A 15617-nucleotide genomic window follows, 5' to 3' on the forward strand; every position below is an offset into this window, starting at 1 on the left:
CGTTGCTCATTCTTTTACATCAGACTCGGCTAAATCTGAGCCAATCACTTTGCCTGCGAGTATGATATCGACCAATTTAGGCACCAAATCCCCTGCCTTACCGGTTAAATGATATTGGAACTGACTGTGTCTATCAGGTGTGACTAAATTAACTTCCACCGTTTGCGCGCCATGATGATTGGCCGTATCGACAAACCCTGCCGCCGGATACACAGTGCCCGACGTACCAATGGCAATGAATAAATCGCAGTTATCGAGCGCATCGTGAATTCTATCCATCCCCAGCGGCATTTCGCCAAACCACACCACATGGGGGCGTAATCGTTGCGCAGGAATACAACAGGTACAACAGTTACTGGGCCCGAAGGGTTCCCTTAATAAGAAAGTTTGACGAGAGCGAGGGCAGCGACCTTTGGATAATTCGCCATGCATATGCAACAAGCGCCGAGAACCCGCACGTTCGTGTAGATCATCAATGTTTTGGGTCACAATCAATAATTGCCCGGCAAATTCCGCCTCTAGCTTAGCCAACGCCAGATGCGCCGCATTAGGCATCACAGTGCCACTGTGCAATTGCTCCCAACGGCTGTTATAAAATCGCTCAACCAGTTCGGTATCGCGGGCATAACCTTCGGGAGTAGCCACGTCTTCAATATGATGCTCTTCCCATAGACCATCTTGATCGCGAAAGGTACGTAATCCCGATTCGGCAGAAATGCCCGCGCCAGTTAACACCACAATATGCTGGTACATACCGCTTCCTTTTATTGTAATTATTCTGTCCATTGTCCCGACATTTGCGCGTCGTGAACATTATTCCTTGGTATAACCTTACAAAAACTATGCTTGAATTGCCGCAATTTATTGCAATTTCGCGCTAAGTGACACAATTTATCTGCATATAGACCCATAAAGCTAGAACAAAGGTTTAAGTTTTTAATTTGACCCCCTATAATGGCATTCACTATCCACGGATGAACCTATTGGTTCTGCAATCAAGAGATTAGCAATGACAGATGGAAATCAAGCGCTAAAAAAAGCCGGTTTGAAAATCACCCTGCCACGAGTCAAGATCCTAGAACTGATGCAAGGACCTGAAAACCAACATATCAGTGCAGAAGACTTATATAAGAAACTGCTCGATTTAGGTGAAGAAATTGGTCTAGCAACAGTTTACCGTGTATTAAACCAGTTTGATGATGCCGGTATCGTATCTCGCCACCACTTCGAAAGTGGCAAGGCGGTATTCGAGTTATCGACTCAACACCACCACGATCACTTAGTGTGCCTCTCCTGTGGCAAAGTGATTGAGTTTTCAGATGAAGTAATTGAACGTCGTCAAGACGAAATCGCCAGCAAGTACAACATTAAACTGACTAACCACAGCTTATATTTGTACGGTCATTGCACCAACGATAAGTGCGATCATAACGACGAGTAAGCAGATTTAGCTCAATCTGGATATTAACCATACACACCTAATAAAAAACCAGCCATCTAGGCTGGTTTTTTATTAGAACGCTCATGCACAGTTAGAGCACCTTCGCGTACACATTCACTTTATGTCCCATAAACTCACTTGGTTCACGCCAATGCATGCCTATGCGTTTAGCAACGTTCTCAGAGCCAATGTTACCCTCTAGGATCAATGCAATGATTTGCGTAATGCCAAACTGCGGAAACACGCTGATTGCAGCTTGAGCAGCCTCGGTACCAATCCCCTTGCCCCAATACTCGGGAAAATAACGATAGCCAATTTCGACTTCGTTATATTCGGGAATAAACTTAGGTCCACAAAAACCAATCACCTTCTTATCAGCCTTATGTTCGACGGCCCAGCGGCCGAATCCCCGTTGCTGATAATCCTGCAAAATCACGTTATGGAACAACTCCCGCGCCTGCTCTGGAGCAGTAAACGGCGCAACAGGGATGTATTTAAGCATCTCAGGAATGCTATTCATCAAGTAGAGGGCATCGATATCCTGCTCGGTAAATGGTCTGAGTATTAAACGCTCTGTCTGTATAATCATATTGGCTTCCTTCATATTGCCCTCTAGACACTCACATCAAGTGCTGTGATTAACGGTGGAAGTCACCGCTTCGCTCTGGCTGATACATAATTTCTTCGATACGAACATTGACCATAGTACCGCCGGGTCTTGGCCATTCGATTTCATCCCCTTGGGATAAACCCAATAAAGCACTGCCCACGGGCGCAAGAATGGAAATCGTACCCTCACCTGTCGCATCCTTGGGATAAACTAACCGTAAACAGAAGGTGTCGTCACTGGAGGACACACTAAATTTCACCTCAGAATTCATCGTCACCACATTACTAGGCATCTGCGCGGCGGGCACAATATCGGCTCGGTCAAGTTCCGCCTCCAATGCCGCGCGTCCTGGAAAGGCGTTGGCTGGTAATGACTCCAGTAGACGCTCGAGTCTTTCTAAATCGATTTCTGAAATAATGATCTTTGGTGTTTTCACAGTCTTTCCCTCGTGTAAATAGATGTCCCTTAGGGTTAAACATCTGCTGTGGGCTTATCCTCCCCCAATGGGATAAACCAATAAAAAAATACGCTCGCAGCTAAATGCCGCAATCGCGTGGTAATTAAGTACAAGATGTATTGCTGAACAGCCGTGGTGCCATAAGCGCAGGGCTTAGGGTTGTGGCTCTACTAATGCATTCACACGTCCATCAGGTGATGACGTTTGGTAGAGAAGCCCAATCTAACCCTTTGTAAATAAAAATGCTAGCCTGCGCGATGTTAGCTTTGTCCCATTCTCACACTTTACTGATCGGCACTGGCTAACAGACACGCAATAAAAAAGGCGCCTTAGGCGCCTTTTCGTGTGTTAACGGTTAGATTACCAACCCGTTTTAGCACGCAGCGCTTTGCCGATATCTGCTAACGAGCGGACAGTTGTCACGCCCGCGGCTTCTAATGCCGCAAATTTGTCAGCAGCAGTACCTTTACCGCCAGCAATGATTGCACCCGCGTGACCCATACGCTTACCCGCAGGCGCAGTAACACCCGCGATGTAAGACACAACAGGTTTAGTCACGTTAGCTTTGATGTAAGCAGCCGCTTCTTCTTCAGCAGTACCACCGATTTCACCGATCATCACGATGGCTTCAGTCTGTGGATCGTTTTGGAACATTTCCAATACGTCGATGAAGTTAGTACCTGGGATTGGGTCACCACCAATACCTACGCAAGTAGATTGGCCGAAACCTTCATCAGTCGTTTGCTTAACCGCTTCATAGGTCAGCGTACCAGAACGAGAAACGATACCGACTTTGCCTTTTAAGTGGATGTGACCTGGCATAATACCAATCTTACATTCACCTGGAGTGATAACACCCGGGCAGTTTGGACCGATCATGCGAACGCCAGTTTCTTCTAGCTTCACTTTCACTTCCAGCATATCCAGTGTTGGGATACCTTCAGTGATACAAACGATCAGCTCAATACCACCGTCGATTGCTTCAAGGATGGCATCTTTACAGAAAGGAGCAGGAACGTAGATTACAGAAGCAGTAGCGCCAGTCGCAGCCACAGCATCTTTCACAGTGTTGAACACTGGCAGACCTAAGTGCTCAGTACCGCCTTTACCTGGAGATACACCACCGACCATTTGCGTACCGTAATCGATCGCTTGTTGAGAGTGGAAAGTACCTTGACCACCGGTAAAGCCTTGGCAGATTACCTTGGTATCTTTGTTAATTAATACAGACATTATTTGCCCTCCGCAGCTTTAACTACTTGCTCAGCCGCATCAGTCAGACTGTTAGCTGCAATGATATCAAGACCTGATTTAGCTAATACTTCACGGCCTAATTCAGCGTTAGTACCTTCTAAACGCACTACAACTGGCACTTTAACGCCCACTTCTTTAACAGCGCCAATGATACCTTCTGCGATCATGTCACAACGTACGATACCACCGAAGATGTTAACCAGAACGGCTTTCACATTGCTGTCAGACAGAATGATCTTAAATGCTTCAGCAACACGTTCTTTGGTCGCGCCACCACCTACGTCGAGGAAGTTAGCTGGCTTGCCGCCGTGCAGGTTAACAATGTCCATAGTACCCATCGCCAGACCAGCACCGTTCACCATACAACCCACGTTTCCGTCCAGCGCAACATAGTTCAGTTCGAACATTGCAGCGTGAGCTTCACGGGCGTCATCCTGTGATGGATCGTGCATTGCTTTGATTTTTGGTTGACGGAACAGTGCGTTACCATCGATACCAATTTTACCGTCTAAGCAGTGCAGGTTACCTTCAGTGGTGATAACCAGTGGGTTGATTTCCAGCAGTGCGAAATCGTGATCAACGAACATAGTCGCCAGACCCATGAAGATCTTGGTGAATTGCTTCATTTGAGTTGGGTTTAAGCCCAGTTTGAAGCCAAGATCACGTGCTTGGTATGGTTGAGGACCTGTCAGTGGATCGATGATCGCTTTGTGAATGAGTTCTGGCGTTTCTTCGGCCACTTTCTCAATCTCAACACCACCTTCGGTAGAAGCCATGAACACCACGCGACGGGTAGCACGGTCAACTACTGCACCTAAGTACAGTTCGTTAGCGATGTCGGTGCAGCTTTCTACTAAAATTTTAGCAACCGGCTGACCTTTCTCATCTGTTTGATAAGTCACCAGATTTTTGCCTAACCAGTGTTCGGCAAAGGCTCTGATTTCTTCTTTATCGCCAGTGACTTTAACACCACCCGCTTTACCGCGGCCGCCTGCGTGTACTTGACACTTAACAACCCATAAATTTCCGCCAATACGGCCTGCCGCTTCTACAGCTTCTTGGGCTGTATCACATGCAAAACCTTCTGACACTGGTAAACCATATTCGGCAAATAGGGATTTTGCCTGATACTCATGCAAATTCATGATGATCTATCCGTATACTTCTAATCAAATCCAACTGGCCCCACGGGGCCAGTCACGAGGGTATGTCTGACTCTTGTCTTTAACTAACAGGTTAAACGTGATCGTTTAGCGCGTTAAATTATAGGTCAAGTAGCAGACGAGTTGGGTCTTCCAAGAAGTCTTTAATGGCGACTAAGAAGCCAACTGACTCACGGCCATCGACAATACGATGGTCATATGAGAGAGCTAGGTACATCATGGGCAGGATTTCAACCTGACCATTCACTGCCATTGGGCGGTCTTTAATAGCATGCATGCCTAAAATCGCGCTTTGTGGCAGGTTTAAAATTGGGGTAGACATTAACGAGCCGAATACACCACCGTTAGTCACAGTGAAGTTACCGCCAGTCATATCAGCCACAGTCAGCTTGCCATCACGGCCTTTGATCGCCAGATCGCGTACTGCTTTTTCGATATCAGCCAGGCTCATGGTATCGGTATCACGCAATACTGGGGTGACCAGACCACGTGGAGTCGATACAGCGATGCTGACGTCGAAGTAGTTGTGGTAAACGATATCGTCACCGTCGATTGACGCGTTCACTTCTGGGAAGCGTTTCAGCGCTTCAGTCACCGCTTTCACGTAGAAAGACATGAAACCTAAACGGATACCGTGGCGCTTTTCAAAGATATCTTGGTACTGCTTACGGATATCCATGATTGGCTTCATGTTCACTTCGTTAAACGTCGTGAGCATCGCGGTAGAGTTTTTCGCTTCTAATAAACGGTTAGCGATAGTCTTACGTAAACGAGTCATTGGAACACGCTTCTCGCTACGACCTGCCGCTAAAGGTTGTACCGCTGGAGCCGCAGGGGCAGCAGCCGCTTTAGGCGCAGACTTGATAAAGGCTTCAACGTCTTCTTTAGTGATACGGCCACCGACACCAGTGCCCTTCACTTTGCTCGCATCAACATTGTGCTCAGCCAGTAAACGACGTACTGATGGGCTTAATGCATCGTTAGACTCTTCAGTCGCAGCAGCGGCAACAGGTGCAGCAGCTTCAGCTTCGGCTTTAGTCACTTCTTGACCAGAAACCGCACCCGCGATGAACTTAGCAATCACTTGCTCGCCCAGAACGGTGTCACCTTCTTGGAACAGGAACTCACCGATGTGACCATCTTCTGGTGCAACCACTTCCAGTACGACTTTGTCAGTTTCAATATCAACCAGATTTTGATCACGAGAAACTTGCTCACCCACTTTTACGTGCCAAGTGGCGATAGTTGCGTCGGCAACAGATTCTGGCAGTACGGGTACCTTGATTTCGATACTCATGAAAAACGATCCTTTTTTATAAAATGTCTATTACTACAGTCTTAGCTATTACAGCTTTAGGGCACTGTTCACTAAAGATTCTTGTTGGTGAGCATGCAGCTCTGGGTAACCACAGGCTGGTGCAGCAGACGCTTCACGGCCAGCGTAGGTCAGTTTTGCACCCGCAGGGATAGCAGCCCAGAAGTGATGTTGGCTAGAGTACCAAGCACCCTGGTTTTGCGGCTCTTCCTGACACCATACAAAATCCTTCACATGTTGGTAATCAGCTAAAGCTGCAACCATTTCTTCATGTGGGAACGGATATAACTGTTCGACACGGATTATTGCGATGTTATTGATGTTTTCTTTACGGCGTTTTTCCAGCAGCTCGAAGTATACCTTACCGCTACAGAACACGACGCGATCGACCTTGCTCGCTTCTAACGTATCGATTTCACCGATCACGTTTTGGAAGCTGCCATTAGCCAATTCTTCCATGCTAGAAACCGCTAATGGGTGACGTAGCAATGACTTAGGTGACATCACCACCAGTGGACGACGCATTGGGCGCACCACTTGGCGACGCAGCATATGGTAAACCTGTGCTGGCGTTGATGGCACACAAACTTGCATGTTGTGGTTAGCACATAGCTGCAAGAAACGCTCTAAACGGGCGCTTGAGTGTTCTGGACCTTGACCTTCGTAACCGTGTGGTAACAGCATGGTCAGACCGCATAGACGACCCCACTTCTGCTCACCAGACGACAAGAACTGGTCGATAACTACTTGGGCACAGTTAGCGAAGTCGCCGAATTGGGCTTCCCAAATCGCCAGACCACCAGGTTCCGCAGTCGCATAGCCGTATTCGAAGGCTAATACTGATGCTTCAGACAATACTGAGTCAGTGATGTCGATTGGACCTTGGTCTTCAGACAAGTTACGCAGTGGTAAGTATGTTGTCGCATCGTTTTGGTTGTGCAGAACCGCGTGACGGTGGAAGAAAGTACCACGGCCAGAGTCTTGACCTGTAATGCGAACACGTTGCTTGTCTTCAAGAATCGTGGCGTAAGCTAAGGTTTCAGCAAAGCCCCAGTCGAGTAACTTCTCGCCCTTCGCCATAGCAACGCGATCGCCATAGATTTTAGCAACGCGTGAATGCAATGGGTGGCTCTCTGGAACGTAGCTTAGTTTTTCAGCTAGGTTCTGTAAGCGCGCCAGTGGCAGAGATGCTTGATACGCTTCGTCCCACTCACGGCCAATGTAAGGAGTCCAATCCACTGTGTGCAGTGTCATTGGGCGCCATTCTTTCACCACACAGTCACCTTGGTCTAAGGCGTCACGGTAGGTATTGATCATGCTGGTCACTTCATCAGCGCCGATGCTGTTTTCGGCGATCAGTTTGTCAGCGTAGATCTTACGTGGCGTTGGGTGTTTCTTGATCTTGGCATACATCAATGGCTGAGTTGCACTTGGCTCGTCAGCTTCGTTGTGGCCATGACGACGATAACACACTAAGTCAATCACCACGTCACGTTTAAACTCGTTACGATAATCAACAGCAAGCTGAGCAACAAAGGCAACGGCTTCTGGATCGTCAGAGTTCACGTGGAAAATCGGTGCCTGAACCATCTTAGCGATGTCAGTACAGTATTCAGTTGAACGCACATCAAAGTGGTTTGACGTTGTAAAACCAACTTGGTTGTTGACAACGATGCGGATACTACCACCCACTTTAAAGCCACGGGTTTGAGACATGTTGAATGTCTCTTGCACGATACCTTGACCAGCAATTGCAGAGTCACCGTGAATCGTGATTGGCATCACCTGTAAACCGTCTTTACAACCACGGCGGTCTTGACGAGCACGTACAGAGCCCATAACCACAGGGTTAACGATTTCAAGGTGTGATGGGTTAAAGGCCAGTGCTAAGTGCACGTTGCCGCCCGGCGTTTCGAAATCTGAAGAGAAACCTTGATGGTATTTTACGTCGCCTGAACCGTGGGTATCGGCGTGCTTACCGGCGAACTCGTCAAACAGTTCTGCTGGACGCTTACCTAAGACGTTCACCAGTACGTTTAAACGACCACGGTGAGCCATACCGACTACGATTTCTTTAGTGCCCGCTTCGCCTGCGCGATAAATGATTTCGCGCATCATAGGGACTAACGCATCGCCGCCTTCTAACGAGAAGCGTTTTGCGCCTGGGAATTTAGCGCCTAAATATTTTTCAATGCCTTCAGCAGCATTTAGGCCTTCGAGAATGCGGGTCTTAACGTTTTTATCGTAGTTGGCTTTACCTAAGGATGGTTCGAGACGTTGTTGGATCCAACGCTTTTCATCGGTGTCGGTAATATGCATGTATTCGGCGCCGATAGAACCACAGTAAGTGGCTTTTAGCGCTTTCACTAAATCAGCCAACTTCATGGTTTCGCCGCCATGGGCGAATGAGCCAGTGTTGAACTCACGCTCCATGTCTTCTTTGGTTAGACCGTGGAATGCGGGATCTAAATCTGCAACAGGTTCACGTTTCCACAAACCTAATGGATCAAGGTTAGCACCTTGGTGACCACGGAAACGGTGGGCGTTGATTAGCTGTAGCACTTTAACTTGCTTAGCATCCAACTCAGGATCGGTCACACGAGCTGCGCTCTTATGACGTCCTTCCATCGCTAAACTGCGAAAATAATCACGTACTTTTGAGTGGGCCGCTTCTGGCGCGTCTTTAGAGGCACCGTTCACCGGAGGGAGATTATCAAAAACCGCACGCCAATCGTCAGAAACTGACTGAGGGTCTTCTTGATAGGCTTCATACATCTCTTCTACGTAGGTCGAATTTGCACCACTTAAGTGAGATGATTCGAGCCAGGCTTTCATGATGCCTTGGTGCATTTCTATTCCTTTCAAACTTTATACACGTGCTTAGCCATAGTTTTTTTATGTGATCTCAGGTCAGGACCTTTGATACATAATTTCTGCCGCCCCTAGAATATCCAGATTTCACGGCGCGTTGTCTTCCATTACATACACAAAAGAGCCACCTTCTATGCCCAGAAAGTGACTCTTTGAGAGCTATATTATTATTGATTTCAGCTCAGGTTCTCGCATTACACCGCTCGCTTAAGCAGCATTGACTTAATATGACCGATTGCTTTGGTCGGATTAAGTCCTTTTGGACAAACGTCAACGCAGTTCATGATGCCGTGGCAACGGAATACGCTGTAGGCGTCGTCCAGCTCAGAAAGACGTTCTTCTGTTGCTGTATCGCGACTGTCGATCAAGAAACGGTAAGCATGCAGCAGACCGCTAGGACCGATAAACTTATCAGGATTCCACCAGAATGATGGACAAGCCGTTGAACAACAGGCACACATGATACATTCATAAAGACCATCTAAATGGGCACGTTGTTCAGGTGACTGTAAATGTTCACGAGCAGGCTGCTTATCATCGTTGATAAGGAAGGGTTTAATCTTCTCGTATTGCTTGTAGAACTGAGTTAAATCAACCACTAAATCACGTACAACTGGCATACCTGGCAGTGGACGGATTTCCAACTTCTTACCTTTAAAAGTAGAGATTGGGGTAATACAAGCCAGACCGTTTTTACCGTTCATGTTCAGGCCATCGCTGCCACAAACACCTTCGCGGCAAGAGCGACGGAACACTAAGGTTGGGTCTTGTTCTTTTAACTTGATCAGTGCATCGAGCACCATCATGTCAGTGCCAGCAGCCACTTCAAGGCTGTAATCCTGCATGTAAGGCTTTGTATCTACATCAGGATTGTAGCGATAAACTGCAAATTCCAATTTCATCTTTGCAACTCCTACTAGTAGGTACGTTTCTTCGGCGGGAAAGCTTCACGCAACTTAGGCGCCATATTCACAGCACGACGGTCCATGGTTTCAGTCACAGGGTCAAACAAACTGTGGCATAGCCAGTTTTCATCGTCACGCTCTAAATAGTCTTCACGTGAGTGAGCACCACGGCTCTCTGTACGGAAGTTAGCAGCATAAGCGGTAGCAATCGCCGTCGCCATCAAGTTGTCTAATTCTAAACACTCGATACGTTGGGTGTTAAACTCACGAGAGTTATCAGACAATTTAGCATTTTCTAAACGCTTACGGATGGCTTTTAACTGCTCTAAACCTTCAGCCATGGCATCGCCACGACGGAATACAGAGAAGTTTAATTGCATGCAAAGTTGTAAATCCTTACGGATTTGCACAGGATCTTCGCCATCTTTATTGTTTTCCCAGCGTTGTAAACGTGCCAGAGAAGCTTGAATATCAGCATCAGTCGCATCCTTAGGATCGGCAGTCTCATCGAGCGCTTTGCCTAAGTGTTGACCTGCTGCACGGCCAAAGACAACTAAATCTAGCAATGAGTTACCGCCTAAACGGTTCGCGCCATGTACAGACACACAGGCAATCTCACCCACAGCAAACAGACCCACTACGTCTTGCTCAGTGCCGTCAGCATTCTTACGAATAACCTGACCGCTCACCTTCGTTGGCAGACCACCCATCATATAATGACAAGTTGGCAGAACAGGGATCGGACCATCAGCCGGATCGATGTGAGCGAAGGTACGAGATAATTCACACACGCCAGGTAGACGGGCTTCTAAAGTCTCTTTACCTAAGTGATCGAGTTTCAGTAAGCAGTGTGGGCCTAATGGACCATCTAAACCACGGCCTTCACGGATTTCGGTCATCATAGAACGTGCAACTACGTCACGAGATGCCAAATCCTTCGCGTTTGGTGCATAACGCTCCATAAAACGCTCACCGTCTTTGTTTAGCAGGTAACCACCTTCACCACGACAACCTTCTGTCACAAGTACACCCGCACCAGCGATACCAGTTGGGTGGAATTGCCACATTTCCATATCTTGCATCTGAACGCCAGCACGCATTGCCATACCGACACCGTCACCAGTGTTAATGTGAGCGTTAGTGGTAGAAGCGTAGATACGACCAGCACCGCCTGTAGCTAATACAGTGGCTTTGGCTTTGAAGTAAACGATTTCACCGGTTTCGATTTCAATCGCAGTACAACCTACGATGGCACCGTCTTGGTTCTTCACTAAATCGAGGGCATACCATTCAGAGAACACTTGGGTTTTGTGTTTTACGTTCTGTTGGTATAAGCAGTGAAGCAGTGCGTGACCGGTACGGTCTGCCGCTGCTGCGGTACGAGCCGCTTGTTCACCACCGAAGTTTTTAGATTGACCACCAAAAGGACGTTGGTAAATCTTACCATTTTCGAAACGAGAGAATGGTAAGCCCATGTGCTCAAGTTCAATAATGGCTTCTGGGCCGGTTTGACACATAAATTCGATAGCGTCTTGGTCGCCGATAAAGTCGGAACCTTTAACAGTATCGTACATGTGTTGTTCCCAATGATCTTCATGGGCGTTACCCAGCGCAACGGTGATACCACCCTGCGCAGACACAGTATGAGAACGGGTTGGGAATACTTTAGATAAAAGCGCACAGCTCTTACCTTCTTTAGAAATCTGTAGTGCTGCACGCATACCTGCGCCACCGGCGCCGATCACAACAGCATCAAATTCGCGTACTGGAATACTCACTTAGACACCCCACACAATAACAATGCCGGCCGCTAAATAGCAGAAAACGGTAACGACAAAGGTGAACTGTAAAACACCGCGTAACGATGTGCACTTGACGTAATCCGTCAATACTTGCCATACACCAATCCAGGCGTGAACAAGCAGTGCAACTAACGCAAGCAGTGTAAACACTTTCATTGGCAGAGCACTAAATAGGCCGTGCCAAACGTCATAGGTGAGAGGGGAACTACATGCAATAAAGCCAACCATAAAAATGGTGTAACAGGCAAGGATTACTGCACTAGCGCGTAGTAGAATAAAGTCATGAACACCACTGCGTCCAAAACTTGCTGCATTGGTTACCATACCCATAACCCCGCTAAAATTGAAAAGGCAACCGTCAGTACAAACACAGCTTTCGCTGAGGCGGTGCCCGAAGCCAACTCTTCCCAACGACCCGTATCCATTACTAAGTGGCGTAGACCACCGAATAAATGATAGGCCAGTGCAGTCAAAATGCCCCACATGACGAACTTCACGACAAAGTTATCAAATAGAGATTGTACGCCTGCGAAACTTTCAGCGGAGGCTAAAGATGAATTTAGCAACCAAATAAGAATGCCAACAGCGAATAGCATGATGACACCGGATACACGGTGAAGAATTGACACAATCGCTGTTGCAGGAAAGCGAATGGTCTGCAGATCTAAATGGACAGGTCTTTGCTTTTTCACGTTCTGCTCACTCAGCTCCATTGAGCATTTTTTTTGTTATGTGAACCGCTTTTGTACAAACTTTAAACCAAGGGGTAATTCAAGGCAAAAGTAAACACAAAAGCAAAGTTTAAACAAACAGATAACTATTTGAACACTCACCTATTTAACATGTAAATAAAGGGTGTTTTAACATCATCGTTTGCAGCCATTATTAGGCGGAGGCAAGTATACTCGCGGGAAATGTCAAATACAAACATCACAGAATGCAAATTTTGTTTTTTTAAGGATATTTTCACCTAAGTGCCAGTTGCGGCAAGGAAAGTAAAGCGTTTTATACCATGGTCTAACAAATTTAAACGCTTATTTAAATTGAAATGTGATCTACAATGGCTGTAAAGTAATGGCGGTTTGACATGCCGCACTCACAGATAAGAACGAAGTAAGGAGAACGGGGTATGGCTGATTTAAAAGCCAAATTAGAATTACCAGGGAACGACTCGATAGAATTGCCAGTAAAGCAAGGATCCGCTGGTTTTGACGTAATCGATATCAGTAAACTTGGCAGCAAGGGTTACTTCACTTTTGATCCAGGTTTTCTCGCGACAGCCTCCTGTGAATCTGCAATTACCTATATTGATGGCGATCAAGGTATATTGTTACACCGCGGCTATCCAATCGAGCAACTCGCCGTTGACTCAGATTACTTAGACCTGTGTTACCTGCTACTTTACGGTGAACTGCCGACGAAAGAGCAATATGCTGAATTTGTACATACAGTAAAAACCCACACAATGGTTCATGAGCAACTCGCCTTCTTCTTTAGAGGTTTCCGTCGTGATGCTCATCCTATGGCGATGTTATGTGGTGTCACTGGTGCATTGTCTGCATTTTATCAAGACTCACTCGATGTCAACGATCCGCGTCACCGCGAAATCGCCGCTTATCGCCTAGTCTCCAAAATGCCAACGATTGCCGCTATGTGCTACAAGTACTCTTCTGGCCAGCCATTCGTTTACCCACGCAATGACTTAAGCTACGCAGGCAACTTCTTAAGCATGATGTTTGCCGTTCCTTGTGAAGAGTACAAAGTAAACCCAATCGTTGAACGTGCTATGGACCGTATTTTCATTTTACATGCGGATCACGAACAAAACGCGTCAACGTCAACCGTACGTTTAGCAGGTTCTTCAGGCGCGAATCCATTCGCGTGTATCGCTGCGGGTATTGCTTCTCTATGGGGCCCTGCACACGGCGGCGCCAACGAAGCTTGTCTACAAATGTTAGAAGAAATCGGTTCAGTGGACCGTATTCCTGAATTCATCGCCCGTGCGAAAGACAAGAACGACCCATTCCGCTTAATGGGCTTTGGTCACCGTGTTTACAAAAACTTTGACCCACGTGCCAAAGTGATGCGTGAAACCTGTCACGAAGTATTAAAAGAGTTGAAAGTACAAGATCCACTCTTAGATGTGGCCATGGAACTTGAGCGTATTGCGCTTGAAGATGAGTACTTCATTTCGAAGAAACTCTATCCGAACGTTGATTTCTACTCTGGCATCATCATGAAAGCCATTGGTATTCCAACTAGCATGTTCACCGTACTGTTTGCATTAGCACGTACTGTGGGTTGGATTGCTCACTGGAAAGAAATGTTGGATCAACCTGGTCACAAGATCAGCCGTCCACGTCAGCTTTATACTGGCGAAACTGCACGTGACTTCGTCGACCTAGACAAACGCTAAACGCTTCCGTTTACGATTTAAAGCGCCCCTCTGGGCGCTTTTTTATTGGCTATTATTATGTTGCTGTAAACAACACCTCTGTGGACTACTTTACTCATTTCTATTTGTAATCTCTGACGAAAGCATACTTAGCATTTTTCATCATTTTTTAAACTTTTGAGTTACATTTAGCGTATTTTACTAAGCGCAAAATCACCACCAATCAAACTTTATATTGAAAAACATTAGCTTAAATAATGGCATAATTTGTGCTTAAGCATCTATTATTGAAATTCAAACAATAGGTAACACTCTTATGGAAAAGTCTAAAATAGTTAAGTTTGCTCTGCCCGTTTTATTAGTATCAATGCTGGCGGCTTGTGGTGAAGAGGAAGTGGCTAAAAAAGAAGAACAATATGCCATTCCCGTTGAAACCACCACCGTCATTCAAGGAAATGTCTCCTCATTTTACAGCACCACCGCCACCCTTGAAGCCCCGCAGGAAGCGAATGTCGTCAGTCGCATTGCAGGGCTAATCGAAGTCATAAATGTGGAAGAAGGCGACCGAGTAAAAAAAGGTCAAATCCTTGCGGTTATCGATGCCAAACGTCAGCAATACGATCTTGATCGCTCCGAAGCCGAAGTCAAAATAATTGAGCAAGAGTTAAACCGCTTGAAGAAGATGACCAATAAAGAGTTTATCAGTGCCGACTCTATGGCAAAACTTGAATACAACTTGCAAGCCGCCATGGCAAGACGGGATCTTGCTGAATTACAAGTCAAAGAAAGCCATGTGGTTTCCCCCATCGACGGTATTGTCGCAAAACGTTATGTCAAAGCGGGCAACATGGCTAAGGAATTTGGCGACCTATTCTATATCGTCAATCAAGACGAGCTGCACGGGATTGTCCATTTACCCGAGCAACAATTAACCAGTCTACGATTAGGCCAAGAAGCCCACGTCTTTAGCAATCAACAAAGCAAAAATGGCATTCACGCGAAAGTATTGCGGATAAGCCCTGTGGTCGACCCACAGAGCGGTACCTTTAAAGTTACCTTGGCCGTGCCGAATCACAATGCACATTTAAAGGCAGGAATGTTCACTCGGGTCGAATTGAAGTATGACACCCATGAGAATGTGATCACTGTGCCCTACAGTGCCCTGATCAACCAAGACAACAAGCAAGCCCTATATGTCATTGATAGTACAAGTGATGATTATCGTGCCAACCGCCGCGAAGTGGAAATTGGTTACCGCGAAGGAGACTCGGTTGAAGTCGTCTCCGGCCTCAAACCCGGCGAGCAAGTCGTGACCCGTGGTCAGCAAAATTTGAAAGACCAATCCTTAGTTGAAGTCATTACCCCACTCGATTTGGCCTCAGCGAAGAACTGATAGGAGTCTTT

The 15617-nt window shown here is 46.7% G+C and carries 14 protein-coding genes; 3 read left to right on the forward strand and 11 right to left on the reverse strand.

Annotated features, from left to right (window positions below; genetic code table 11):
* Positions 1-6: 6 nt before the first annotated feature.
* A complete protein-coding gene (gene cobB, locus ACUZ8J_RS12140; protein ID WP_446693952.1) occupies positions 7-753 on the reverse strand; it encodes a Sir2 family NAD+-dependent deacetylase in 747 nt (248 codons plus the stop codon).
* A gap of 256 nt (positions 754-1009) precedes the next feature.
* Between cobB and fur the strand changes: the two genes are divergently transcribed.
* Complete coding sequence (gene fur / locus ACUZ8J_RS12145) at positions 1010-1441, forward strand: ferric iron uptake transcriptional regulator (protein WP_011716738.1); 432 nt, start codon at positions 1010-1012, stop codon at positions 1439-1441.
* Between the two features lie 91 nt (positions 1442-1532).
* Here the strand turns inward: fur and ACUZ8J_RS12150 are convergent, their stop codons facing one another.
* The 10 genes from ACUZ8J_RS12150 to sdhC form a co-directional block, all read right to left on the reverse strand.
* The gene (locus tag ACUZ8J_RS12150; protein ID WP_446693953.1) at positions 1533-2030 is read right to left on the reverse strand and encodes a GNAT family N-acetyltransferase; all 498 of its coding nucleotides are present in this window, start codon (positions 2028-2030) and stop codon (positions 1533-1535) included.
* A 49-nt stretch (positions 2031-2079) separates the two neighbouring features.
* Complete coding sequence (gene rnk, locus ACUZ8J_RS12155) at positions 2080-2487, reverse strand: nucleoside diphosphate kinase regulator (RefSeq protein ID WP_446693954.1); 408 nt, start codon at positions 2485-2487, stop codon at positions 2080-2082.
* A gap of 381 nt (positions 2488-2868) precedes the next feature.
* The gene (gene sucD / locus ACUZ8J_RS12160) at positions 2869-3741 is read right to left on the reverse strand and encodes a succinate--CoA ligase subunit alpha (protein ID WP_011622417.1); all 873 of its coding nucleotides are present in this window, start codon (positions 3739-3741) and stop codon (positions 2869-2871) included.
* Positions 3741-4907, reverse strand: a complete 1167-nt coding sequence (gene sucC / locus ACUZ8J_RS12165; protein ID WP_011622416.1) for an ADP-forming succinate--CoA ligase subunit beta — start codon at positions 4905-4907, stop codon at positions 3741-3743. Before sucC ends, sucD begins: the two co-directional genes overlap by 1 nt.
* A gap of 118 nt (positions 4908-5025) precedes the next feature.
* Positions 5026-6222, reverse strand: a complete 1197-nt coding sequence (gene odhB, locus ACUZ8J_RS12170; protein ID WP_011622415.1) for a 2-oxoglutarate dehydrogenase complex dihydrolipoyllysine-residue succinyltransferase — start codon at positions 6220-6222, stop codon at positions 5026-5028.
* A 48-nt stretch (positions 6223-6270) separates the two neighbouring features.
* A complete protein-coding gene (sucA, locus tag ACUZ8J_RS12175; protein WP_446693955.1) occupies positions 6271-9090 on the reverse strand; it encodes a 2-oxoglutarate dehydrogenase E1 component in 2820 nt (939 codons plus the stop codon).
* Positions 9091-9305: 215 nt separating this feature from the next.
* Positions 9306-10013: a succinate dehydrogenase iron-sulfur subunit gene (locus tag ACUZ8J_RS12180; protein ID WP_037417461.1), complete on the reverse strand. Its 708-nt coding sequence runs from the start codon at positions 10011-10013 to the stop codon at positions 9306-9308.
* Between the two features lie 14 nt (positions 10014-10027).
* On the reverse strand, positions 10028-11794 hold the full coding sequence (gene sdhA / locus ACUZ8J_RS12185) for a succinate dehydrogenase flavoprotein subunit (RefSeq protein ID WP_047536607.1): 1767 nt from the start codon (positions 11792-11794) through the stop codon (positions 10028-10030).
* Positions 11795-12142 carry a succinate dehydrogenase, hydrophobic membrane anchor protein gene (sdhD, locus tag ACUZ8J_RS12190; protein WP_011622411.1) on the reverse strand — a complete coding sequence of 116 codons (348 nt, stop codon included), beginning with the start codon at positions 12140-12142 and terminating at the stop codon, positions 11795-11797.
* A complete protein-coding gene (sdhC, locus tag ACUZ8J_RS12195) occupies positions 12136-12531 on the reverse strand; it encodes a succinate dehydrogenase cytochrome b556 subunit (protein ID WP_446693956.1) in 396 nt (131 codons plus the stop codon). The genes sdhD and sdhC overlap by 7 nt, the downstream gene beginning before the upstream one ends.
* Before the next feature lie 416 nt (positions 12532-12947).
* Here sdhC and ACUZ8J_RS12200 point away from each other — a divergent pair, with 416 nt between their 5' ends.
* Together ACUZ8J_RS12200 and ACUZ8J_RS12205 are read left to right on the forward strand one after the other, a co-directional pair.
* The gene (locus tag ACUZ8J_RS12200; RefSeq protein ID WP_218738393.1) at positions 12948-14234 is read left to right on the forward strand and encodes a citrate synthase; all 1287 of its coding nucleotides are present in this window, start codon (positions 12948-12950) and stop codon (positions 14232-14234) included.
* 295 nt (positions 14235-14529) lie between these two features.
* Entirely contained in the window at positions 14530-15606 is a 1077-nt protein-coding gene (locus ACUZ8J_RS12205; RefSeq protein ID WP_446693957.1) for an efflux RND transporter periplasmic adaptor subunit, read from the forward strand.
* The last annotated feature ends 11 nt before the right edge of the window (positions 15607-15617 follow it).

This window comes from Shewanella sp. Koi 1, from assembly GCF_052907445.1.

What these genes read in the sequence shown, in the direction of transcription:
- ACUZ8J_RS12200 (WP_218738393.1), top strand. Translation starts at nt 12,948, where the DNA reads ATGGCTGATTTAAAAGCCAAATTAGAATTACCAGGGAACGACTCGATA.
- sucC (WP_011622416.1), bottom strand. Translation starts at nt 4,907, where the DNA reads ATGAATTTGCATGAGTATCAGGCAAAATCCCTATTTGCCGAATATGGT.
- sdhC (WP_446693956.1), bottom strand. Translation starts at nt 12,531, where the DNA reads ATGGAGCTGAGTGAGCAGAACGTGAAAAAGCAAAGACCTGTCCATTTA.
- ACUZ8J_RS12205 (WP_446693957.1), top strand. Translation starts at nt 14,530, where the DNA reads ATGGAAAAGTCTAAAATAGTTAAGTTTGCTCTGCCCGTTTTATTAGTA.
- odhB (WP_011622415.1), bottom strand. Translation starts at nt 6,222, where the DNA reads ATGAGTATCGAAATCAAGGTACCCGTACTGCCAGAATCTGTTGCCGAC.
- sucA (WP_446693955.1), bottom strand. Translation starts at nt 9,090, where the DNA reads ATGCACCAAGGCATCATGAAAGCCTGGCTCGAATCATCTCACTTAAGT.
- ACUZ8J_RS12180 (WP_037417461.1), bottom strand. Translation starts at nt 10,013, where the DNA reads ATGAAATTGGAATTTGCAGTTTATCGCTACAATCCTGATGTAGATACA.
- sucD (WP_011622417.1), bottom strand. Translation starts at nt 3,741, where the DNA reads ATGTCTGTATTAATTAACAAAGATACCAAGGTAATCTGCCAAGGCTTT.
- fur (WP_011716738.1), top strand. Translation starts at nt 1,010, where the DNA reads ATGACAGATGGAAATCAAGCGCTAAAAAAAGCCGGTTTGAAAATCACC.
- cobB (WP_446693952.1), bottom strand. Translation starts at nt 753, where the DNA reads ATGTACCAGCATATTGTGGTGTTAACTGGCGCGGGCATTTCTGCCGAA.
- sdhD (WP_011622411.1), bottom strand. Translation starts at nt 12,142, where the DNA reads ATGGTAACCAATGCAGCAAGTTTTGGACGCAGTGGTGTTCATGACTTT.
- ACUZ8J_RS12150 (WP_446693953.1), bottom strand. Translation starts at nt 2,030, where the DNA reads ATGATTATACAGACAGAGCGTTTAATACTCAGACCATTTACCGAGCAG.